At 63.4% G+C, this 20,642-nt stretch carries 20 protein-coding genes; 16 read left to right on the plus strand and 4 right to left on the minus strand.

Translation table 11 applies throughout. The annotated features are described in order from the left end of the window. Positions 1–46: 46 nt before the first annotated feature. Both ACQ3C8_RS02065 and ACQ3C8_RS02070 read right to left on the minus strand, forming a co-directional pair. Positions 47–847 carry a FecR family protein gene (locus ACQ3C8_RS02065; protein ID WP_428852283.1) on the minus strand — a complete coding sequence of 267 codons (801 nt, stop codon included), beginning with the start codon at positions 845–847 and terminating at the stop codon, positions 47–49. 2 nt (positions 848–849) lie between these two features. Then, the gene (locus ACQ3C8_RS02070; protein ID WP_428852284.1) at positions 850–1,353 is read right to left on the minus strand and encodes a sigma-70 family RNA polymerase sigma factor; all 504 of its coding nucleotides are present in this window, start codon (positions 1,351–1,353) and stop codon (positions 850–852) included. A 172-nt stretch (positions 1,354–1,525) separates the two neighbouring features. On the opposite strand from ACQ3C8_RS02070, the gene ACQ3C8_RS02075 reads away from it, so the two are divergent. The 10 genes from ACQ3C8_RS02075 (at position 1,526) to aspS (ending at position 12,911) form a co-directional block, all read left to right on the plus strand. Beyond that, positions 1,526–3,451, plus strand: coding sequence for an ABC transporter ATP-binding protein/permease (locus ACQ3C8_RS02075; RefSeq protein ID WP_428852285.1), 1,926 nt, complete (start codon positions 1,526–1,528; stop codon positions 3,449–3,451). A 36-nt stretch (positions 3,452–3,487) separates the two neighbouring features. After that, the gene (locus ACQ3C8_RS02080; RefSeq protein WP_009522968.1) at positions 3,488–3,907 is read left to right on the plus strand and encodes a gamma-butyrobetaine hydroxylase-like domain-containing protein; all 420 of its coding nucleotides are present in this window, start codon (positions 3,488–3,490) and stop codon (positions 3,905–3,907) included. 12 nt (positions 3,908–3,919) lie between these two features. Further along, positions 3,920–4,651 carry a bifunctional demethylmenaquinone methyltransferase/2-methoxy-6-polyprenyl-1,4-benzoquinol methylase UbiE gene (gene ubiE, locus ACQ3C8_RS02085; RefSeq protein WP_009522969.1) on the plus strand — a complete coding sequence of 244 codons (732 nt, stop codon included), beginning with the start codon at positions 3,920–3,922 and terminating at the stop codon, positions 4,649–4,651. A gap of 18 nt (positions 4,652–4,669) precedes the next feature. Next, positions 4,670–5,641, plus strand: coding sequence for a Tim44 domain-containing protein (locus ACQ3C8_RS02090; protein ID WP_428852286.1), 972 nt, complete (start codon positions 4,670–4,672; stop codon positions 5,639–5,641). Between the two features lie 181 nt (positions 5,642–5,822). After that, positions 5,823–6,539 carry a ubiquinone biosynthesis accessory factor UbiJ gene (locus ACQ3C8_RS02095; RefSeq protein WP_428852287.1) on the plus strand — a complete coding sequence of 239 codons (717 nt, stop codon included), beginning with the start codon at positions 5,823–5,825 and terminating at the stop codon, positions 6,537–6,539. Beyond that, on the plus strand, positions 6,536–8,110 hold the full coding sequence (gene ubiB / locus ACQ3C8_RS02100) for a ubiquinone biosynthesis regulatory protein kinase UbiB (RefSeq protein ID WP_428852288.1): 1,575 nt from the start codon (positions 6,536–6,538) through the stop codon (positions 8,108–8,110). The genes ACQ3C8_RS02095 and ubiB overlap by 4 nt, the downstream gene beginning before the upstream one ends. 194 nt (positions 8,111–8,304) lie before the next feature. Continuing rightward, positions 8,305–9,741, plus strand: coding sequence for a sodium:solute symporter family protein (locus ACQ3C8_RS02105; RefSeq protein ID WP_428852289.1), 1,437 nt, complete (start codon positions 8,305–8,307; stop codon positions 9,739–9,741). Between the two features lie 242 nt (positions 9,742–9,983). Further along, positions 9,984–10,328: an FmdB family zinc ribbon protein gene (locus ACQ3C8_RS02110; RefSeq protein WP_428852290.1), complete on the plus strand. Its 345-nt coding sequence runs from the start codon at positions 9,984–9,986 to the stop codon at positions 10,326–10,328. A gap of 35 nt (positions 10,329–10,363) precedes the next feature. Continuing rightward, positions 10,364–11,074, plus strand: coding sequence for a DUF502 domain-containing protein (locus ACQ3C8_RS02115; protein ID WP_428852291.1), 711 nt, complete (start codon positions 10,364–10,366; stop codon positions 11,072–11,074). A 34-nt stretch (positions 11,075–11,108) separates the two neighbouring features. Next, the gene (aspS, locus tag ACQ3C8_RS02120) at positions 11,109–12,911 is read left to right on the plus strand and encodes an aspartate--tRNA ligase (RefSeq protein WP_428852292.1); all 1,803 of its coding nucleotides are present in this window, start codon (positions 11,109–11,111) and stop codon (positions 12,909–12,911) included. A 141-nt stretch (positions 12,912–13,052) separates the two neighbouring features. On the opposite strand, the gene ACQ3C8_RS02125 is transcribed toward aspS, so the two are convergent. Then, the gene (locus ACQ3C8_RS02125; protein WP_428852293.1) at positions 13,053–14,090 is read right to left on the minus strand and encodes a hypothetical protein; all 1,038 of its coding nucleotides are present in this window, start codon (positions 14,088–14,090) and stop codon (positions 13,053–13,055) included. 318 nt (positions 14,091–14,408) lie between these two features. Next, positions 14,409–14,750: a zinc ribbon domain-containing protein YjdM gene (locus ACQ3C8_RS02130; RefSeq protein WP_428853015.1), complete on the minus strand. Its 342-nt coding sequence runs from the start codon at positions 14,748–14,750 to the stop codon at positions 14,409–14,411. Between the two features lie 151 nt (positions 14,751–14,901). Here ACQ3C8_RS02130 and ACQ3C8_RS02135 point away from each other — a divergent pair, with 151 nt between their 5' ends. The 6 genes from ACQ3C8_RS02135 (at position 14,902) to ACQ3C8_RS02160 (ending at position 20,642) form a co-directional block, all read left to right on the plus strand. Further along, positions 14,902–15,972: a sensor domain-containing diguanylate cyclase gene (locus tag ACQ3C8_RS02135; RefSeq protein WP_428852294.1), complete on the plus strand. Its 1,071-nt coding sequence runs from the start codon at positions 14,902–14,904 to the stop codon at positions 15,970–15,972. Positions 15,973–16,158: 186 nt separating this feature from the next. Then, a complete protein-coding gene (locus tag ACQ3C8_RS02140) occupies positions 16,159–17,121 on the plus strand; it encodes a hypothetical protein (RefSeq protein ID WP_428852295.1) in 963 nt (320 codons plus the stop codon). Between the two features lie 41 nt (positions 17,122–17,162). After that, positions 17,163–17,636, plus strand: coding sequence for a dihydroneopterin triphosphate diphosphatase (nudB, locus tag ACQ3C8_RS02145; protein ID WP_428852296.1), 474 nt, complete (start codon positions 17,163–17,165; stop codon positions 17,634–17,636). Between the two features lie 31 nt (positions 17,637–17,667). Beyond that, positions 17,668–18,408, plus strand: coding sequence for an endonuclease/exonuclease/phosphatase family protein (locus ACQ3C8_RS02150; protein WP_009522984.1), 741 nt, complete (start codon positions 17,668–17,670; stop codon positions 18,406–18,408). 27 nt (positions 18,409–18,435) lie between these two features. After that, positions 18,436–19,707 carry a cardiolipin synthase ClsB gene (gene clsB, locus ACQ3C8_RS02155; protein ID WP_428852297.1) on the plus strand — a complete coding sequence of 424 codons (1,272 nt, stop codon included), beginning with the start codon at positions 18,436–18,438 and terminating at the stop codon, positions 19,705–19,707. Between the two features lie 344 nt (positions 19,708–20,051). Continuing rightward, a complete protein-coding gene (locus ACQ3C8_RS02160) occupies positions 20,052–20,642 on the plus strand; it encodes a TetR/AcrR family transcriptional regulator (protein ID WP_428853016.1) in 591 nt (196 codons plus the stop codon).

The raw sequence follows: 20,642 nt of genomic DNA on the forward strand, positions 1-20,642 counted from the left end.
AGGGCTTCGGATAGCTTGTGCAATGAGCTCGCGAAAAGTGTTCACCTCATGAGAAGTTTTTGACGGGCAGGGGGCTGCTGGGGCGTTTGGGTTCAGCGGGGCGCGGACGCGGCTGGGCGACGTGCAGTTGCTGGAAGTAGGTGGCTTCGCCCTGGTGCAGCACCGCGCGTTCGCCCTGGCGCGTGGTGACCGTGGCGCCTTCGTCCAGCGCGTGGGCAAAGCTGCGGTCCGCTTCCTGCCGGACGACGACCCCCGTGCCGCGCACGCGTACCTGGCCTTCATGGGTTTCCACGACGAAGGGATGCGCGGTGTCGGGCACGACCGTGGCGATCAGTTCGCCGGCGCGCAGGCGCACGCGGCGCTCCTGGCCATCGAACATGATGTCGGCGGCGGAGCGTGCGCCGAGGGTGACGGTGCTGCCATCGGGCAGGGCGAAGACCCGTTGCTCGCCGGTGGCGGTATGCAGGTCGGCCGTCAGGTCGAGCAGTGGCGTGTATTGCTCGGCCAGCCATGCGCTGCACAGCAGGGTGGCGATGGCCAGCAGGCCGGTGCGGCCGCGCCGCCGTGTCGGCGCGCGTTTGGCCTCGGGCTGCAGCAGGACATGATGCGCGGCGCTGGCGTGCGCCTCGCTGGCGCGCAGCGGCTGGAAAGCGTCGTCGAGCCGGCCGGACACATGGGCCCAGGCGGTGCGATGTTCATCCTCCGCCGCGAGCCATTGCTCGAAGGCTGCCCGTTCGTCGGGACTGACCTCGCCCGAACGCAGCAGCACCATCCAGTCGATGGCCTCGCCTAGCGCACGCTCGGCCGGCGATGAAAGAGCACTAGCTGCGGCGGACGCGCGCTCCATGCTCAGTGGATGGCGAGGCAGCAGGCCGTGAGCGCCTGCTTCATGTAGCGCCGCACGGTCATGACGGAAATGCCGAGCTGGTCGGCGATGGCGTGGTACGGCATCTCATACAGCTGGCTGAGGAGGAACGCCTGCTTGGCCAGCGGCGGGACGCCGCGCAGCGCGTGGTCGATGGTGGTCAGCGTGTCGATGATCAGCGCCCGCTCCTCCTCCGATGGGACGTATTGCGCAGGCGATGCCGACAGCGCTTCGAGATAGCTGTGCTCCAGGTCGCGCCGCCGCCAGAAATTGAACAGCACGCGCTTGGCGAGGGTGGTGAGGTAGGCGCGCGGTTCGATGATCGGTTCTGTGGGCTGCGAGGTCAGGTATTGCAGATACGTATCTTGGGCGAGATCCGCCGCCTGTTCCGTGCAGCCGAGGCGACGCCGCAACCAGCCTTGCAGCCAGGGATTGTGTTCGCGGTAGAAGGCGCGGAACGCGCCGTCGGTAAGGATCTGCGGAGTCATGGCCGTTGGCGGGCACCCGTGCCGCCAGAGTGGAATGAGATTGGTAATGAGAACTATTCGCATATTAACAGATGACTTCGGTGTCCGAAAAGCGGATTCATGCGTGATGTGTGGCATCAGCCACACGCGATGGTGATATCGTTGCGTCCATCGTGATTCTCCGGTGCCCGCCATGTCCTCGCGTTCCGCTGCCCCCACGCTTGAACCGCCCGTACCGCTGCCGGTGACGCCGGCTTCCGAGCTCGCCACCATCAGCCGGTTGCGGCCGCGCGAAACATGGGCCTTGCTCAAGCCGTACTGGGTGTCGTCGGCCAGCAAGGGCGGCTGGGGGCTACTGCTGGTGATCGTGGCGCTGAGCCTGGGACTGGTGTATCTGAACGTGGTGTTCACCGACTGGAACCGGCTGTTCTACAACGCGCTGGAGCAACGCGACTTCGCCGAATTCCGCACACAGCTGTGGCGCTTCTGCTGGATCGCCGCGGCCATCATCATTGCCTCGATCTTCAAGCTGTACTACACGATGATGCTGCAGATGCGCTGGCGCACGTGGATGACGGAGCAGTTCCTCGACCGCTGGATGGCGCATCAGGCGTTCTACAGGATCGAGCAGACGCGTGCCACCGATAACCCCGACCAACGCATCGCCGACGACCTGCGCGTGTTTACCGACAGCGCATTGTCGCTCGGGCTCGGCCTGCTCAGTTCCGTGGTGACGCTGCTGTCCTTCGTGGGACTGCTGTGGGTGGTATCGGGTCCGGTGTCGTTTGCGCTGTTCGGCACGGAGATCACGATCCCCGGCTATATGGTGTGGTTCGCGGTGGCCTACGCGGTAATCGGGTCGCTCATCATGCACTTTGTCGGTCGTCCGTTGATTGGTCTCAACTTCCAGCAGGAGCGTTACGAGGCGGATTTCCGTTTCATGCTCGTGCGCCTGCGCGAGAATGCCGAGCCGGTCGCACTGTACCGTGGCGAGCCGGTCGAGCAGGCGGCGTTGACCGGGCGCTTCGGCCGCATCCGCGCCAACTGGGCGCAATTAATGGACTACACGCGACGCCTGACATTCGTGCGCTCGGGGTATGGGCAATTTGCCATCATCTTTCCGATCCTGGTGGCCGCGCCGCGCTACTTCAGCGGACAGATGACGCTGGGTGGCCTGATGCAGGTCTCGTCGGCGTTCGGGCAGGTGCAGGGCGCGCTTTCCTGGTTCGTCGATAGCTATGGCGAACTGGTGGGATGGAAGGCAGCGGCCAACCGTCTGATCGAATTCCGCCATGCGATGGAATCGGCCGAACGCGATGCCGCGCAGCGCGACGGAGTGCACCAGATTGCCGTCCGGTCCGCGTCCGCGCCGGAGATCGCGGCACATGGCTTGGCGCTCAACGTGCCGGGCCGTCCGCTCGACCAGCCGCTGACCGAGCCATTCGATCTGCGCATCGCGCCGGGCGAGCGCTGGTTCGTGAGCGGACCGTCGGGGTGCGGTAAGAGCGTGCTGTTCCGCGCCATGGCAGGCATCTGGCCCTACGGCGCCGGCGACATCACCGTGCCCGAGGCGACGCGGCCGATGTTCCTGCCGCAGCGCAGTTACCTGCCGGTCGGCACGCTGGCGGAGGTGCTGTGCTATCCCGATGGCGCGGCCGCGCATCCGCGTGCACGGCTCGAAGAGGTGCTCACCGCCTGTCGCCTGGCGCATCTGGCCGACGTGCTCGATACCTTCGACAACTGGTCGTTGCGCCTCTCGCCCGGTGAACAGCAGCGCATCGCCTTTGCGCGTGCCGTGCTGCAAGAGCCCGCTTATCTGTTCCTCGACGAGGCCACGAGCGCACTCGACGAGGAGACCGAGGCCGCGATGTACACACTGGTGCTGGAGCGGTTGCCTGGCGTGGCGCTGGTCAGCATTGCCCACCGCAGCACGGTGGCGCGTTTCCATACGCACCGCCTGTTGTACCGCCCGGTTGCACCGGCCGGTATGGCCGGAAAAACCGGACAAGGCGGGGTGGGTGCGGTAAGCTACAGGGTTCAGGCAAGCGTTATTGCAGCGAATCCCGCAGCCGATCCGGGCCCGGAAGGGCAGGACGGAGCAGGGCAACAGATGCGGTGACGCCGGCGCAAGAATCATGAGCAGGGATCCAATCTGATGGCAGGACTCGAAAAAAATCTCCCCCGGCCGGTGTCGATCACCGTGCATTCCCAGTCGCGCGTGCTCGAAATCGGCTTTGACGATGGCGCGCAGTGGCGGCTGCCGTTCGAATTGCTGCGGGTGTATTCCCCCTCGGCGGAAGTGATGGGCCATGGCCCCGGGCAGGAAGTCCTGCAGACGGGCAAGCGCGACGTGACCATCACGCAGGTGCAACCGGTGGGCAACTACGCGATCCAGCCGGTGTTCTCGGATGGGCACGAATCCGGCATTTATTCGTGGGATTACCTCTATCGCCTCGGCGCGGAGCAGGACACGCTGTGGCAGGCCTACCTCGACCGGCTGGCCGAGGCCGGCGTCGACCGTGACACGCCGATGGCGGCGGCTGGCGCCGCGCATGGTGGCTGCGGTCACCACTGAACGAGGCGTGGCATGAGCGAAACCCATTTCGGCTTCGAGAAGGTCGAGGAAAAAGACAAGGCCGGCAAGGTCGCCGGCGTGTTCCATTCGGTGGCCAGCAACTACGACGTCATGAACGACCTGATGTCGGCCGGCCTGCACCGCCTGTGGAAGACCTTCACCATCGCCCAGGCCGGCATCCGGCCCGGCTTCAAGGTCCTCGACATTGCCGGCGGTACGGGTGACCTCGCCAAGGCATTCGCGCGCCAGGCCGGCCCGACCGGCGAGGTCTGGCTGACGGACATCAACGAATCGATGCTGCGCGTTGGCCGCGATCGGCTGCTGAACAAAGGCGTGCTGACCCCGGTGTGCCTGTGCGATGCCGAGCACATTCCATTTCCCGACAACCATTTCGACGTGGTGACGGTGGCCTTCGGCCTGCGCAACATGACGCACAAGGACGCCGCACTCAAGGAAATGCACCGCGTGGTCAAGCCGGGCGGCAAGGTCATGGTGCTGGAGTTCTCCAAGGTGTGGAAACCACTGGAGAAGGCCTACGACGTGTATTCCTTCAAGGTCTTGCCGTGGCTGGGCAGCAAGGTGGCTGGCGATGCCGACAGCTACCGCTACCTGGCCGAGTCGATCCGCATGCACCCCGGTCAGCAGGAACTTGCAAAAATGATGGAACAGGCGGGACTCGAGTCTGTCGAATACTTCAACTTGTCGGCAGGCGTCGTTGCCTTGCATACCGGCAGGAAATACTAAAACACTGGAGCAACGTACATGTTTTCATTTTTGCGTGGGAAATTCCTGGTCGGGTCGATGATTGGCGCACTGGCGCTGGGTATGGCGTTTGAGGCTGATGCCAAGCGCATGGGCGGTTCGCGTAGCATGGGCAAGCAGTCGTCGAGCGTGACCCAGCAACAGCAGCAGCGCCAGCAGGCGCCGACCCAGACGCAGCAGACCCAGCAAGGTACGCAGCAGGCCGCCGCGCCGACCGCGGGCGCCGCCGGCACGGCCGCTGCCACGCAGCGCCGCGGTTTCATGGGCGGCATGGGCGGGATCCTCGGCGGCCTGGCCGCCGGCCTCGGTATCGCATGGTTGCTGTCGCAGTTCGGCCTGGCCGGTGCGGCCGCGCAATTCCTGGCCAATGCCATCATCATCGCGCTGATCGCCTTTGCGGTGATCTGGCTGATCCGCAAGCTGCGTGGCGGCAGTGGTGCCAATGCCCGTCGCCAGGAACCGGCCTACGCCGGCATGGCGCGCCAGGCCGAGCCGCAGTCCAACCCGTTTGCCGACCAGCGTCCGCAGCAGCCGGCTGCCTTCCAGCCGTCCGCAACCGTTGCGACGGCCGCTCCGGCTGCACAACAGGCCTGGGGCGTACCGGCTGACTTTGATACCGATGCCTTCCTGCGCAATGCCAAGGTATATTTCGTCCGTCTGCAGGCCAGCTGGGATGCCGGCAACCTGAATGACATCCGCGAGTTCACCACTCCGGAAATGTTCGCCGAGATCAAGATGGACCTGGCCGAGCGCGGCCAGACGGCCAATCAGACCGACGTGGTGACGCTCGATGCCGAGCTGCTTGGTATCGAGAACCAGGCTGACACCTATCTGGCCAGCGTGCGCTTCTCGGGCATGATCCGCGAGAACACCGGCGCAGCCGCCGAGCCGTTCAACGAGGTGTGGAACCTCAGCAAGCCGGCCCGTGGCGAAGGCGGCTGGGTGCTGGCCGGGATCCAGCAGGTGAACTGATTGCTGCCCTGGCGTGGGCGCATCGGAACGACGTGATGCGTTCGTGACCTGGTAATGGCTTTAGAATGGAGGCCCGCAGAAGTGCGGGCCTTTTTTTGTTGGGCCATGGAGGGTGCCGGATCCGTCCGTCGCTTCCGTGGAAGTTGCGTATTTTGCCCATGTGTGCCGGGATTGTGCCGAGATGACCGCGTTTGCTTCCGCCTCTTCTTCCGCTGCTTCGAGCGCTCCTGATCCAGCGGCCGCATCCGGTGCGGGACTGGACGCACGGGCCGGCGGGTTGCTCGCGGCCGCGCTGAACCACCTGCTGTCGCAGGAGCCGTGGGCCGCCAACAGCCTGCGCGGTTTTGCCGGCCGCACCGTACGCTTCGATCTCGCGCCGTTGCAGATCAATCTGCTGATCATGTCGGACGGCCAGGTGTCGCGGGCGCCGCCGGATGCCGAGGCAGCAGTAACCGTGGCCGTGCCGCTGTCCGCCATGCCAGCCATGGCGGCGGACTACGCCAACGCCGGTCAGGCTGGCGTGATGAAGCACGTGCGGCTGGAAGGCGACGCCGAGCTGGCCAATACGGTGTCGCAACTGGTGCGGCATCTGCGCTGGGAAGTGGCCGAGGATCTGTCGCGCGTGGTTGGCGATGTCGCCGCGCAGCGCATGGTGTCGGGTGCGGTGCGCCTGCATGGACATGCCTTGCAGACGCTGCGCGGCCTGCGTGACAGCGTCGTCGAATACCTCACTGACGAACGGCCCACGCTGGTGCGCCCGGCGGAACTGGAGCGGCTGAGCAGCGATGTGACCGACTTGCGCAACGCCCTCGCGCGTTTCGAAAAACGGCTGGAGCGCCTCGAGCGGACCGGACCGGTTGGACGTTCTCCTATTTCTTCTCAGAGTGGATCGGCATGACCCGTTTTCTGCGTCTCGGCAAGATCCTGTTCGTCGTGCTCTATTACGGGCTCGACCAGCTTGCGCTCTCCGGCTTCAAGAGCCGCCGCATGCAGTTCCTGCTGCGCGTGCTGTCCTTCGGGCGCAAGCTTGACCAGCCGCGCGGGGAGCGCCTGCGCCTGGCGCTGGAGCGCCTCGGTCCGATCTTCGTGAAATTTGGGCAGGTCCTGTCGACCCGGCGCGACCTGATGCCGGCGGATATCGCCGACGAACTCGCCAAGCTGCAGGACCGCGTGCCGCCGTTCGATTCCGCCGTGGCCGTGCGCATCATCGAACGTTCGCTGGGACGGCCGCTGATGGACCTGTTCGAAACCTTCGAGCAGGTGCCGGTCGCCAGCGCCTCCGTGGCGCAGGTCCACTTCGCGACGTTGCGTGGCGGTCCGCACCATGGCAAGGAAGTCGCGGTGAAGGTGCTGCGCCCCGGCATGTTGCCGGTGATCGACAGCGACCTGGCGCTGATGCGCGATGTGGCGGGCTGGATCGAAAAACTCTGGGCCGACGGCAAGCGCCTCAAGCCGCGCGAGGTCGTGGCCGAGTTCGACAAGTACCTGCACGACGAGCTCGACCTGATGCGCGAGGCCGCCAACGCCAGCCAGCTGCGCCGCAACTTTGCCGACAGCGAGCTGCTGCTGGTGCCGGAGGTGTACTGGGACTGGTGCGCCAGCGAGGTGTTCGTGATGGAGCGCATGCACGGCATTCCCATCTCGCGCATCGACGAACTGCGTCGCGCCGGCGTCGACCTCCACGAACTGGCGACGGCGGGCGTTACCATCTTCTTCACACAGGTATTCCGCGACGGCTTCTTCCACGCCGACATGCACCCCGGCAACATCCTGGTGAGCGTCGCGCCGGAAACCTTCGGCCGCTATATTGCCCTCGACTTTGGCATCGTCGGCGCACTCTCCGAATTCGACAAGAACTATCTGGCGCAGAACTTCATCGCCTTCTTCCGGCGCGATTACCACCGCGTGGCGGTGCTGCACGTAGAGTCGGGCTGGGTGCCGCAACAGACTCGCGTCGAGGAACTCGAAGGTGCGATCCGCGCCTGCTGCGAACCGTTCTTCGACAGGCCGCTGCGCGAGATTTCGCTGGGCATCGTGTTGATGCGATTGTTCCAGACCTCGCGCCGCTTCAACGTGGAAATCCAGCCGCAGCTCGTGTTGCTGCAAAAGACCCTGCTCAACGTGGAAGGCCTGGGCCGCCAGCTCGATCCGGACCTCGATCTCTGGAAGACTGCCAAGCCTTACCTCGAACGCTGGATGTACGAGCAGGTGGGCTGGCGTGGCTTCGTCGAACGGCTGAAGGTCGAGGCGCCGCAGTGGGCCAAGATGTTCCCGGATTTTCCGCGTCTGGTGCATCAGGCGCTCGAACTGCGCCAGTCGCGCGACGACGGCACCGAGCCCCGGTTGCTGGCAGCCATGCTGCAGGAGCAGCGCCGGACCAACCGTATGTTGAGCACCGCGCTGATGTTCATGGGCGGTCTCGCGGCCGGCATGATCCTGACCCATCTGCTGGGATGGATCTACTACTGATCTAGCGAAATCGCGCCCGCCGGGCGGGGGCCATGCGCCCGGCCCGCACCAGGCGCAGGGAAATTGCCGGGCACCGTCTGCCTGTCGTTATAATCGCGCCATTTGGCAGATCGGGGCGGCTCCGTTCCGCCTGTTTTCCACCCCGGCGCCGCCGGACTTTCCGAACGATTCTCGAACATCACAAGGGCAGCCACATGCTCCTCGGGTTTGTCATCACTTACTGGATCATTTCCATCGGTATCGGCCTGTGGGCGGCAATGCGCGTCAAGACGAGTGCAGACTTTGCGCTGGCGGGCCGCAGCCTGCCATTTCATATCGTGACCGCCACGGTATTTGCCACATGGTTCGGATCGGAGACCGTGCTCGGCGTTCCGGCGGTGTTCCTGGACGAAGGCCTGAAGGGCATCGTGGCCGATCCCTTCGGCTCCTCGCTGTGCCTGATCCTGGTGGGCCTGTTCTTTGCGCGTCCGCTGTACCGCATGAATCTGCTGACCATCGGCGATTACTATCACAACAAATACGGGCGCGAGGCCGAGATGCTGATCTCGCTGTGCATCGTGGTTTCGTACCTGGGCTGGGTGGCTGCGCAGATCAAGGCGCTCGGGCTGGTGTTCTTCGTACTTTCGGATGGTGCGATCACGCAGGAGGCCGGGATGATCCTCGGTGCGACCAGTGTGCTGATCTATACCCTGTATGGCGGCATGTGGTCCGTGGCCATCACAGACTTTATCCAGATGATCGTCATTGTCTGCGGCCTGCTGTATATCGGCCATACGCTGGGCGACCAGGTTGGTGGCGTGTCGACGGTCGTGGCGCATGCCGCCGCCGCTGGCAAGTTTGAATTCTGGCCCGGCTTCGACTGGGTCAAGATCATTGGCTTCGTCGCCGCGTTGTGCACCATGATGCTGGGTTCGATTCCGCAGCAGGACGTGTTCCAGCGCGTTTCGTCCTCGCGTACTGAACAGATCGCCGGCTGGGCCAGCGTGGCCGGCGGCGTGCTGTACTTCATGTTTGCCTTCGTCCCGATGTACCTGGCCTATTCGGCCACGCTGATCGATCCCGCACTGGTAGCCAGGTACAAGGACACCGATTCGCAGCTCATCCTGCCGCAGCTGGTTCTCCAGCATGCGCCGCTGTTTGCGCAGATCATGTTCTTCGGCGCACTGCTGTCCGCCATCAAGAGCTGCGCCAGTGCGACGTTGCTCGCGCCGTCCGTCACCTTCGCGGAGAATATCCTCCGTCCGATGATGCCGAAGCTCGATGACGCTCGCTTCCTCAAGCTGATGCGCTTTGTGGTGCTGTCCATGACGGTGCTGGTGACCGTCTTTGCGTTGAACTCCGAGCTGTCGATCTTCCATATGGTGGAAAGTGCCTATAAAGTCACGCTGGTCGGTGCCTTCGTGCCGCTGGCCTTCGGCTTGTTCTGGAAACACGCGACCCGCCAGGGTGGCCTGCTGTCCATTGGACTGGGCCTGACGTCGTGGCTGACGGCCGAGGTCCTGTTCGCCGACGCTGTCGTCCCGCCACAACTGGCCGGCTTGCTGTTCAGCCTTGGCGGCATGCTGCTTGGCTCGCTGCTGCCGCAGTGGATTCCCAATCGCACGCAGATCAAGCACGTACACCTGTCCTGAGCCGGTTCGCCACCTGCGGTGGCGTACACCGGCAACCCGCAGCGGACTGGGTCCCGGGCTCCGGTGGGGCGTACCTGCCGATACGTCTGTTGCCCCCGATCGGCCTGCGTCAGGCCGCCCGCGTGCTGCGCGGCACAAAACACGCCGCAGGGCACAAGAAGGTTTATAATTCAAGGCTTTGCGCCGTCAGCGGGTTCTGTTCGGGAACGGGCGGCGCAGCGGATGATTCTGGGAGTGCTTCCATGCCCATTTATGCCTATCGTTGCGACCACTGTGGCTTTGCCAAGGATGTTCTGCAGAAGATCAGCGATGCCCAGCTGACGGACTGTCCGTCGTGCGGAACGGCGGGCGCGTTCAAGAAACAGCTGACGGCTGCCGGTTTCCAGCTCAAGGGTTCGGGCTGGTACGTCACCGATTTCCGCGGTGGCAATAGCGGCGCGGCAGCGAGCGCGCCGGCCAGCCAGACGGCGGGCGGCACGACGGGTGGTACCGGCGGTGACGGAGCGGGCAGTGCGTCCAGCCCGGCCAAGGAAAGCGCCAGCGCACCTGCGCCTGCGGCCAGTGGCGCGGCTTCCAGCGGCAGCTGAACATGACGCGGCGGCACACGGCATACAGCTGACACATGATTCGATCCAACGCCCTCAAGACGTGGTTTCTCACCGGCCTGCTGGTGCTGATGCCGCTCGCCATCACGCTGTGGGTGTTGAGCCTGATCATCGGCACGATGGACCAGAGCCTGGCCCTGCTGCCGGCAGCATGGCAGCCAGTGCGGCTGTTCGGCCTGTCGATTCCCGGTCTGGGCGCGATCCTCACGCTCATCTTCATCCTGCTGGTGGGCATGCTGGCCCACAACTTCATCGGCCAGCGGCTGGTGTCGTGGTGGGAAGCGCTGTTGCGCCACATCCCGGTCGTCGGCCCGATCTATTCGAGCGTCAAGCAGGTTTCGGATACGCTGCTATCGAGTAGCGGTAACGCCTTCCGCAAGGCTCTGCTGGTGCAGTATCCGCGCCAGGGTTCGTGGACCATCGCCTTCCTCACCGGCCGGCCGGGCGGTGATGTACAGAACCATCTGCAGGGCGACTATGTGAGCGTGTATGTGCCGACCACGCCCAACCCGACCTCCGGCTTCTTCCTGATGATGCCGCGGGCCGAGACGATCGAACTGGACATGAGCGTAGACACGGCGCTGAAATACATCGTGTCGATGGGGGTGGTCTCGCCGGCCGATCTGGCCAGCCAGGAGACCGCAACCCATGCCGCAGCCCAGGCCGCCGGAGCGGATGCCGGGGACGGCGGGCAGGATTCATTCAAAGCAAGCGGGCGCGGCCAGTGAGGCCGGGTCCAGAAAGAAAATCTAAGGAAAAGTCATGGCGATGCGTACGCAATACTGCGGTCTGGTGACCGAGGAACTGATGGGCCAGACAGTGGCCCTGACCGGCTGGGTGCACCGCCGGCGCGACCACGGCGGCGTGATCTTCATCGACCTGCGCGACCGCGAAGGCCTGGTCCAGGTGGTGTGCGATCCGGACCGTGCCGAGATGTTCAAGACTGCCGAAGGCATCCGCAACGAGTTCTGCATCCAGGTCAAAGGCCTCGTGCGTGCGCGCCCGGAAGGCACCACCAACGCTAACCTGACCAGCGGCAAGATCGAAGTGCTGTGCCATGAGCTGAACGTGCTCAACGCTTCCGTGACCCCGCCGTTCCAGCTCGATGACGACAATCTCTCCGAAACCACGCGCCTGATGCACCGCGTGCTCGACCTGCGCCGTCCGCAGATGCAGCAGAACCTGCGCCTGCGCTACAAGGTCGCCATGGAAGTGCGCAAGTTCCTCGACGCCGAGGGCTTCATCGACATCGAAACGCCGATGCTCACCAAGAGCACGCCAGAAGGCGCACGCGACTACCTCGTGCCGTCGCGCGTCAATGCCGGCCAGTTCTTTGCGCTGCCGCAGTCGCCGCAGCTGTTCAAACAGATGCTGATGGTGGCCGGCTTCGACCGCTATTACCAGATCACCAAGTGCTTCCGCGACGAAGACCTGCGCGCTGACCGCCAGCCCGAATTCACGCAGATCGATTGCGAAACCTCGTTCCTCAAGGAACAGGACATTCGCGACCTGTTCGAGCGCATGATCCGCACCGTCTTCAAGAACACCATGAACGTGGAACTGGCCGAGCAGTTCCCGGTCATGGAATTCCGCGAAGCCATGGCGCGCTTCGGTTCGGACAAGCCCGACCTGCGCGTCAAGCTCGAATTCACCGAACTGACCGACGCCATGAAGGACGTCGACTTCAAGGTGTTCTCCGGTCCGGCCAATGACGAAGGCGGCCGCGTGGTGGCCCTGCGTGTACCGCAAGGGGCACAGATCAGCCGCAGCGAAATCGACAGCTACACCCAGTTCGTCAGCATCTACGGCGCCAAGGGCCTGGCGTGGATCAAGGTCAACGAAGTCGCCAAGGGCCGCGATGGTCTGCAATCGCCGATCGTCAAGAACCTGCACGACAACGCCATCGCCGAGATCCTCAAGCGTAGCGCCGCGCAGGATGGCGACATCCTGTTCTTCGGTGCCGACAAGGCCAAGGTCGTCAACGACGCCATGGGCGCACTGCGCCTGAAGATCGGCCATTCCGACTTCAGCAAGGAACACGGCCTGTTCGTCGATGCGTGGCATCCGCTGTGGGTCGTCGACTTCCCGATGTTCGAGTACGACGAGGAAAACGCCCGCTGGGTTGCCATGCATCACCCGTTCACCAGCCCGAAGGACGAGCATCTCGACTACCTCGAGACCGACCCGGGCAAGTGCATTGCCAAGGCCTACGATATGGTGCTCAACGGCTGGGAAATCGGCGGCGGCTCCGTGCGGATCTTCCAGGAAGAGGTGCAGAGCAAGGTATTCCGCGCCCTCAAGATCGACCATGAGGAAGCGCGCGCCAAGTTCGGCTTCCTGCTCGACGCGCTGCAGTATGGCGCGCCGCCGCACGGCGGTATCGCCTTTGGCCTCGATCGCATCGTCACGATGATGGCGGGCGCCGACTCGATCCGCGACGTCATTGCCTTCCCCAAGACGCAGCGTGCCCAGTGTCTGCTCACGCAGGCGCCGAGCGCGGTGGACGAGAAGCAGCTGCGCGAGCTGCATATCCGTCTGCGTCAGGCGGAGCCGAAGGCCGTGTGAGCATGCGCTCCGCCCTGGAGCGCTGACAAGCTGTCATGACCGGCCAGTCCTTGCCTGCAGTGCGGGTAGGGCTAGCGTGCAATGCTGTGTCTGGCGTGGCAGCACACTGCTCGCCGACGCCGTTCCATTACAATTGCTGGCTCATTTGAAGCGAGACTTCAATGCGCTGCTGATTCTTTCCTTGAGCGAAGGCGGGCGGTATGCCTCTACCCGGCCTATTGCTGCCTCAATCTGTCGCTGGATCGCGATGAGCGCATTTTCGCCAGTGTACTCAGTGCCCGACAGGTGTTCGGAAAGCGAATGGCTCCCCAATTGTGCGGCGACCGGCGTGGCGGCACGAAGCATATCCCGCACGATCTTGAGATCATGCAGCAGTTCCCTGGATGAAACCGTACCGATGAACTCCTCAGGTGACGTCCTGGAGAACCAGTGTCCTAGCGTTGCCAGAAAATTGGTCAAGGCTTGGGCCGGACGTCGGTCGCTGATGCGCTGAACAGCGCGGTAAAGCTTCGCGGTGAACGCTTCCGGATGCGGCAGTGTTCTTGCCGATTTCAAAAATTCGACGATGCTGCGTGAATCCGCAAGTCCATGCCTGGAAAAGGTGGCAGTGAAATCATCCAGGCTCTGCTGTGCCTTGACTTGAGATGCCTCAGAGAAGAAGTGCCTCTCGACACTCGCGATCATATGGCGAGCAACGATTGCAGAGCCGGTCTGAGCCGCGGATTGACACAGCGTGCCATGTTCTTTCGCCGTTGCGGCAAAAACGTTCTGCTCGAAGAATCGGCAGATCATAACTTTATCCGCAGGCGTGAGATCGATGATCTTGTGGCGCTGAAGCTCCGCGTGGATTGCATAAAAGACATCCTGGTGCCGCTTGTTCGGCTTCACTTTGAAGATGTCGTTGATAAGCCCGTCATATTTCCTCGACAGGATGTTCCCATGGAGTTCGAGCGTTGCCTTGTCGGTGAACGACAGCGCTGTTTGCGAAGGCCCATCAAGTTTTTTAAGGATTTCGTGCAGGATGTCGCGCGGCAGCGCGCCGATGAAATTGAACGGGGCGGGTTCAGCCTCGAACGGACTATTCCGGTTCCTGCTTTCAGTTGCTCCTGGTTGCGAAGAAATATTCCCGGCTGAGGCGAGATCAGTGGGCGTTAGAGAGAGATGGTTTTCGACTTTCATGGAGGCTGCCAGGTGGATTTAGTCCGTTGAATCTAAAGGCCAAATTCCTTGCCGCCAAATAAAATACTGTGAAGTGGCAGTGTTTTGCAAAGTCGGGTGCCGCACGACAACATCGCCCGCAGTCTTGATCGCAGCGCCATGATGATGGCCGGTGGCAGGTACTGATGTGATCTGCGACAGGATCGCTTTTCCAAAAACGCAGCACACGCAGCCCGCCTGCGCACATCTGGATGCCTTACAAACACCAGGCCGGGGCGCTACCTGGAAAAGGCCTGCCGTGTTTCCCCTTTCGGGCAGTACATGTGCCACGCCCCTTCGTCACACCTTCTTCACGAATTCGGATTTCAGGCTCATGGAGCCAAAGCCGTCAATCTTGCAATCGATATCGTGATCGCTGTCGACCAGCCGGATATTCTTGACCTTGGTGCCCATCTTGATGACGCCAGCCGACCCCTTCAGCTTCAGGTCCTTGATGACGGTGACAGTATCCCCATCCTCCAATACGTTTCCGGCTGAATCGCGATACACCTTGCCTGCTGTCTCTGTCGGATCGGCAGCCTGTGCCGACCATTCATGCGCGCACTCCGGGCAGACGTAGAGGCTCCCATCTTCATACGTCAACTCGGAATGGCATTTCGGGCAGGGAGGTAAAGTGCTCATGTGTCGTCCTCGTGGTGCTTGGCCAAGGCCATCAAAGAGCGAAAGTATACTGCGGCCTTGCGTGGTGCCGGGCTGATCGCGGATGATCCCGTCGCCGGAACGCTCTGGCATACTGCTCCAGTACTCGTACTGTGTATTGGAGAATTCTGTTTTGGATCCGCTTCTGAACCGGCTGTCGGAGTCGTATGCCGCCGCCCGGTCGACCGAAGAACTGACCCGTCCATTGCTGGAGATGCTGAGCGAGGTGACCGGTCTCGAATCGACCTATCTCACTTCGATTGATCTCGACCGCAATGTGCAGCATGTGCGTTTCGCCCGCAATACCGGGGACATGACGATTCCGGAAGGGCTGACCGTGCCGTGGGAAGATACGCTGTGCAAGCGTGCGCTCGACGAGGAGCGCATGTTTACCGATCATGTGGCTGCGTGCTGGGGTGATTCCGATGCGGCCAGGCAACTGGGCATCCAGACCTATCTCAGCACACCGGTGCGGTCGGTGTCCGGCGCGCTGCTCGGTACGCTGTGTGGCGCCAGTGCCGACCGGCGCAGCGTGGATGAGCGTGCCGTGAAATTGCTGAGACTGTTTTCGACGCTGGTCGGCAACTTCCTTGAGCGCGAGTTACTGCTGGACCATCTGCAAGCCGCCAACCGGCAACTTGCGCATCATGCGATGACCGACACGTTGACCGGCTTGCCGAACCGCCGTGCTTTGTTCGAAACGCTGTCGCAGCTGATCATGCGTGCCCGCGCGGAGTGCCGCAGCGTGCTGGTCGTGATGATCGACCTGGATCACTTCAAGCAGATCAATGATACCTACGGCCATCAGTGTGGCGACCTGTTCTTGCGCGAGATCGGTCAGCGCCTGCAGGCGGCCGTGCGGCAAACGGACATGCTGGCGCGTATTGGCGGCGACGAGTTCGCGGTGGTCGGCCTGGGGCCGCGCTTCACGGCAGCGGCTGCAGCCGAGGGGCCATGCATCGAGCACAGCGAGGCACGCGCGGCCTTGCAGGCGTGCCGGCAGCGTTTGCTCGGCACCACGATTGGCGAGTTTGTGCTGGGTGACCACGTAGTCGCCTATGCGGGTGCCAGCGTGGGTGGTGTGATATTGAATCCTGACGATCTCGACCCTGACCGGGCGCTTTGCCATGCGGACGAGCGCATGTATGCAGACAAGCGATTACGTCGGCATGGACAGGCGCTGGCGCGTCCCGGCTTGGGGTGATTCCGTACTACATTCGTGGCGGCATCGCGATGCGGCGCTTTGTGGCAGAGGTTGCTTCCCCTCGGACATGCGTTGAAGATCCAGCAGGTTGAGCCATAACGTGTAGCCAAATGTTACGGTTTGGAACGAACGCCTGTTGTGCGAAGTCTTTTCTTAATGTCCGAATAACAGGCAAGGGAGAGGCCGGTGAACATCGACTATCAATGGATCAGCGCATGGATCACGGCGCATGCGGACAGCTTGCTGGCATGGCTGGGGGCGGGACTGGTGGTGATCATTCTGGCGCGTGTGCAGTTTGTCCTGCTGAGCCGCAAGGCAGCACGCGCTATGTCGGAATCGGTGGCGACCACGGTGGCCGCCTGCGTGCCCGAGATCGCAGCGGCGGCGCGCGGCGGGCATGTGCCGGCAATGCATGAGCCGGCCCTCGGTTCGCTTGCGGCCGAGCCTGTTTTGCCGAAGCAGGGTGACAGTACCGGGCAGCGGGCTGAGCTGCTGCGGCAATTGGGGCTGCAGACCATTGCCGCGGTCGATGCGCGTTTGCGGCGTCTTGGCGATCTCGGTAATGTGCGTCTGCCGGAAGAGGCGCTGACGCGTGTGCCGGTCTCCGGTGTTGCCGATCCCCTGCTGGTCGTGGCGCCACAGCACACGGTCCAGGCAGTGCTGGAAGCGCAGCGTGTGTACGACCACCATGCGCGTGAACTGGCGGCGCAACGCCGTGCCGCTCAGAAGGCCGACGATGTCTGCCGTGAGGCTGGCGAAGAATTGCGCCAGGCGCGCCAGGCCAGTGCCGCGATTACGGCCCGTTTCGAGCAGGCCAACGGACGTGATGACCAGGCCGACCTGCAGCGCCTGCTCATCCAGGAGTACAACGCGCTCGGGTCGCGCGAGGCCGCGGCACTTGAGCGCCAGACTCGCCTGCAACAAGAAGCAGCGGCGCTTGCCGCGGCGCTACAGCGGGCAGCCGATGCCGCGACCCAGGCGTACGAGTCCGCAGCCATTCCCCTGGTGGCCCGTCTGCGCGCCGCCTGGGGGCATGGTGAATCGGCCGAGTGGCTGGCCGGCGGGCTGGCTGACGGACCCGGGAACAGTAGCCGCGCTGCACAGGCAGATGGGGCCGTGGATCCGGCGGCCATCCGGGTCGCCCCGTAGGGTTGCAGCCAGTGCGTATCCGAATGCGGTAAGCTATCGGCATGGCCTACAAAATTCCGGAATCCGTACTCGTTGTCATCCACACGCCAGCGCTCGATGTGCTGCTGCTGGAGCGGGCTGACCATCCGGGATTCTGGCAATCGGTGACCGGTAGCCGCGACCTGCTGGACGAGCCGCTGCGGGAGACGGCATGGCGCGAAGTCGGCGAGGAAACCGGCCTGACGCTGCGCGATGGCGTACTGTCGGACTGGGGCCATCACATCGAGTACGAAATCTATCCCCAATGGCGGCACCGTTATGCGCCGGGTGTCACGCGCAATACCGAGCACTGGTTCGGCTTGTGCGTGCCGCAGCGTTGCGCGGTCACACTCGCGCCGCGCGAGCATCTGCAATCGCTCTGGCTGCCTTACGAGGCTGCGGCGGAGCGCTGCTTCTCGCGTAGCAACGGGGAGGCTATCCTGCAATTGCCGCGGCGGGCGTGCGCCACGGACTCCAGCCTGAACTCCCACGCCTGAACGAACGAACCCGCATGGCAGTCGACCCGGCATGAAACTCACCGTCGCCACCTATAACATCCACAAAGGCGTCACTGGCCTGGCACGTCGTTCGCGTATCGACGTCGTGCGCCAGGGGCTGCATGCCATGGATGCCGATCTGGTGTTCCTGCAGGAAGTGCAGGACCGCAACGATCGCCTGGTGGCTGCCGCGATCTTCGACGCAGATCATACCCAGCTCAACTATCTGGCGACCGATGCCTATCCGCACTCCGTGTACGGGCAGAACGCCGTGTATGACCACGGCCATCATGGCAATGCGATCCTGTCGCGCTATCCCATCCTGATGTCCGAGAACCTCGATATCTCCGATCACCGTTTCGAGCAGCGCGGGCTGCTGCACGCGATGATCGACGTCGAAGGCGTGGAGGCGCATCTGATGTGCGTGCACTTCGGGCTGTTTGCGCGTAGCCGCCAGCGCCAGGCGGATGCGCTGATCCGCCGGGTGAAGTCGGTGGTGCCGGCCGATGCGCCACTCATCATCGCGGGTGATTTCAACGACTGGAACAATCGCCTCGATGACCGCATCTGTTCGGCGCTGGGCGCGGTGGAAGTGGCCCATGTCTGCGAGGGCACGCTGTGTACGTTTCCCAGCCACTTGCCAGTGTGGCAGTTGGACCGGATCTACGTGCGCGGCTTTGATGTCCGCAGTGCGCAGGCCTTGCGTGGCCGCGACTGGGCCTTGCGCTCCGACCATGTGCCTCTCATGGCCGAGCTGGCCAGCGCGTCCTGATCCCGTGTTGGCGCGGCCCTGTCCCTGATGCCGATGCGGTCTCCACTGAAACGCCCGATCCGCGCGCTGCGCAGGGCGTGGCGACGCAATCGCGCGGTAGCCGGTAACCGCGTCGACCTGCTGTGCTGTGGCGAATTCTATTTCCCCGCGTTGTGCGAAGCCATCGATGCCGCGACGCGCAGTGTGCGTATGGAGACGTATATCTATACGCACGATGCGTCCGGCGAATGCGTGACGCGCGCGCTGGTGGAGGCGGCCCGGCGTGGCGTGGAAGTGTATGTGGTGGTCGATGGCATCGGTACCGGCGAGCCGCCGCCGGAGGTGATCAGCGCCTTCCGCGAGGCCGGCGTGCACTACCGTGTGTTCCGGCCGGTACGCTGGTGGGTGCCACGCCGCCGCTACCTGCGCCGCCTGCATCGCAAGCTGGCCGTGATCGACGACCGTCTCGGCTTTGTCGGTGGCATCAATATCATCGACGACCTGAACCACGCGCCGCTGCAGGATTCGGGCTATGGTCCGCGCTACGATTTTGCCGTACGCGTCGAAGGGCCGATCGTGGCCCAGATCGTGGAAACGATGCGCGTGCTGTGGACGCGCTTCAGCGGCGCGGGTCGGGTGGAGCGTGCCCCGGCGCCACCGTCGGGCTCAGGCGCTCACGCTGTTGCGGCTACGGATGCGCAGCCCGAGGTCGCGGCCGGCACACTGTCCATCCATGAGGGTGTACGCGCCGCCCTGGTATTACGCGACAACGTGCGCAACCGCCGCGCTATCGAGCGCGAATATCTCGTCGCCCTGGGCAATGCCCGGCACGACGTGATCATTGCCAATGCCTATTTCCTGCCAGGCCTGCGTTTTCGTCGGGCCTTGCTGGCCTGTCGGCGACGCGGCGTACGAGTGCGCCTGCTGTTGCAGGGACAGGTCGAATACCGGCTGCAGCACCATGCCACGCAGGCGCTGTATGGCCAGCTGCTCAATGCCGGTGTGGAGATCTATGAATATACCGACAGCTTCTTGCACGCCAAGGTTGCCGTGGTCGACGAGGTCTGGGCCACGGTCGGCTCGAGCAATATCGATCCCTTCAGCCTGCTGCTGGCGCGCGAGGCGAACCTGGTGGTGTGGGACGATGCCTTCAGCGCCTCCTTGCGTGACGCACTCGAACTGGCGATGACCGCGCGCAGTGTGGCGGTGGAGCGCGAACTGCATGACCGACGTCCGCGCTGGCGGCGCGCACTCGACTGGCTGGCGTATGGATTGGTCAGCGCCGGCGTCATGATTAGCGGCCATGCGGGCCGTTATTGAGCCCGGTTCCATTCATGTGGGTCGCGGGCAGTGGATGTTCCGGTGGAGACGGTGATGTGAGGCATTGATGCTGCGATTGCGTGCGCGTATGGCGGCGCATCAGCATGCTGACTTTAGAAATGGCTTTCTAATAATTGTCTTGCCCGCAGGCGAGGTCCCCGCCAATAATCTGAACGACCGTTCGATTCTGCGCTAGACTGAAACGACACGGGCCAGACGGCAGTGCGGCATGCCTTTGAGTGCCATGCCTGCATGCCGGCGAGGCCCGGAAAGAACGGAGAGAAATGATGACAACCCAAACCGCCCGGCCGGACGCCGCGGTAGCCGTAACGGCTTCCGCCCCCATGCGCAAGGGTGAACTGACGCGCGCAGCGATCCTCGACACAGCGCTGGATCTGGCCTCGCGCAACGGCCTGGAAGGGCTGACGATCGGTCTGCTGGCCGAGCGCATGCAGATGAGCAAGAGCGGTGTCTTCGCGCACTTTGGATCGCGTGAGGACCTGCAGGTGGAAGTGGTGCACGAATATCGCCGCCGCTTCGAGCAGGAAGTGTTTTTCCCGAGCCTCACCGAGCCGCGGGGACTGCCGAGACTGCTCGGTTTTGCGCGACGCTGGATGGAGAAACGTATCCGCGAAGTCTCGACCGGATGCATTTTCATCAGCGGCGCGGTGGAATACGATGACCGTCCGGAAAGTCCGGTACGGCAGGAACTGGTGAAGATCGTCACCATCTGGCGCACGGCGCTGACGCGGGCGATCAACCAGGCGAAGGAGGAGGGGCATCTGCGTGCGGATGCCGATCCTGAAATGATGTTGTTCGAGATGTATGGTATTGAATTAAGCCTGCATCACGACGCGCGTTTCCTGCGTTTGCCGCGTAGCGCCGAACTGGCGATGGCGGCGTTGCACAAACTGATCGAGTCGTACCGCATTTGA

Origin of the sequence: Imbroritus primus, from assembly GCF_964332355.1 — a bacterium.
In the GTDB taxonomy this organism is placed as follows: domain Bacteria; phylum Pseudomonadota; class Gammaproteobacteria; order Burkholderiales; family Burkholderiaceae; genus Imbroritus; species Imbroritus primus.

Coding starts and splice junctions, on each gene's coding strand:
- ACQ3C8_RS02125 (WP_428852293.1), bottom strand. CDS start 14,090: ATGAAAGTCGAAAACCATCTCTCTCTAACGCCCACTGATCTCGCCTCA.
- ACQ3C8_RS02090 (WP_428852286.1), top strand. CDS start 4,670: ATGTTTTCATTTTTGCGTGGGAAATTCCTGGTCGGGTCGATGATTGGC.
- ACQ3C8_RS02080 (WP_009522968.1), top strand. CDS start 3,488: ATGGCAGGACTCGAAAAAAATCTCCCCCGGCCGGTGTCGATCACCGTG.
- ACQ3C8_RS02150 (WP_009522984.1), top strand. CDS start 17,668: ATGAAACTCACCGTCGCCACCTATAACATCCACAAAGGCGTCACTGGC.
- ubiB (WP_428852288.1), top strand. CDS start 6,536: ATGACCCGTTTTCTGCGTCTCGGCAAGATCCTGTTCGTCGTGCTCTAT.
- clsB (WP_428852297.1), top strand. CDS start 18,436: ATGCCGATGCGGTCTCCACTGAAACGCCCGATCCGCGCGCTGCGCAGG.
- ACQ3C8_RS02115 (WP_428852291.1), top strand. CDS start 10,364: ATGATTCGATCCAACGCCCTCAAGACGTGGTTTCTCACCGGCCTGCTG.
- ACQ3C8_RS02105 (WP_428852289.1), top strand. CDS start 8,305: ATGCTCCTCGGGTTTGTCATCACTTACTGGATCATTTCCATCGGTATC.
- nudB (WP_428852296.1), top strand. CDS start 17,163: ATGGCCTACAAAATTCCGGAATCCGTACTCGTTGTCATCCACACGCCA.
- aspS (WP_428852292.1), top strand. CDS start 11,109: ATGGCGATGCGTACGCAATACTGCGGTCTGGTGACCGAGGAACTGATG.
- ACQ3C8_RS02160 (WP_428853016.1), top strand. CDS start 20,052: ATGCGCAAGGGTGAACTGACGCGCGCAGCGATCCTCGACACAGCGCTG.
- ACQ3C8_RS02110 (WP_428852290.1), top strand. CDS start 9,984: ATGCCCATTTATGCCTATCGTTGCGACCACTGTGGCTTTGCCAAGGAT.
- ACQ3C8_RS02095 (WP_428852287.1), top strand. CDS start 5,823: ATGACCGCGTTTGCTTCCGCCTCTTCTTCCGCTGCTTCGAGCGCTCCT.
- ACQ3C8_RS02130 (WP_428853015.1), bottom strand. CDS start 14,750: ATGAGCACTTTACCTCCCTGCCCGAAATGCCATTCCGAGTTGACGTAT.
- ACQ3C8_RS02065 (WP_428852283.1), bottom strand. CDS start 847: ATGGAGCGCGCGTCCGCCGCAGCTAGTGCTCTTTCATCGCCGGCCGAG.
- ACQ3C8_RS02070 (WP_428852284.1), bottom strand. CDS start 1,353: ATGACTCCGCAGATCCTTACCGACGGCGCGTTCCGCGCCTTCTACCGC.
- ACQ3C8_RS02075 (WP_428852285.1), top strand. CDS start 1,526: ATGTCCTCGCGTTCCGCTGCCCCCACGCTTGAACCGCCCGTACCGCTG.
- ubiE (WP_009522969.1), top strand. CDS start 3,920: ATGAGCGAAACCCATTTCGGCTTCGAGAAGGTCGAGGAAAAAGACAAG.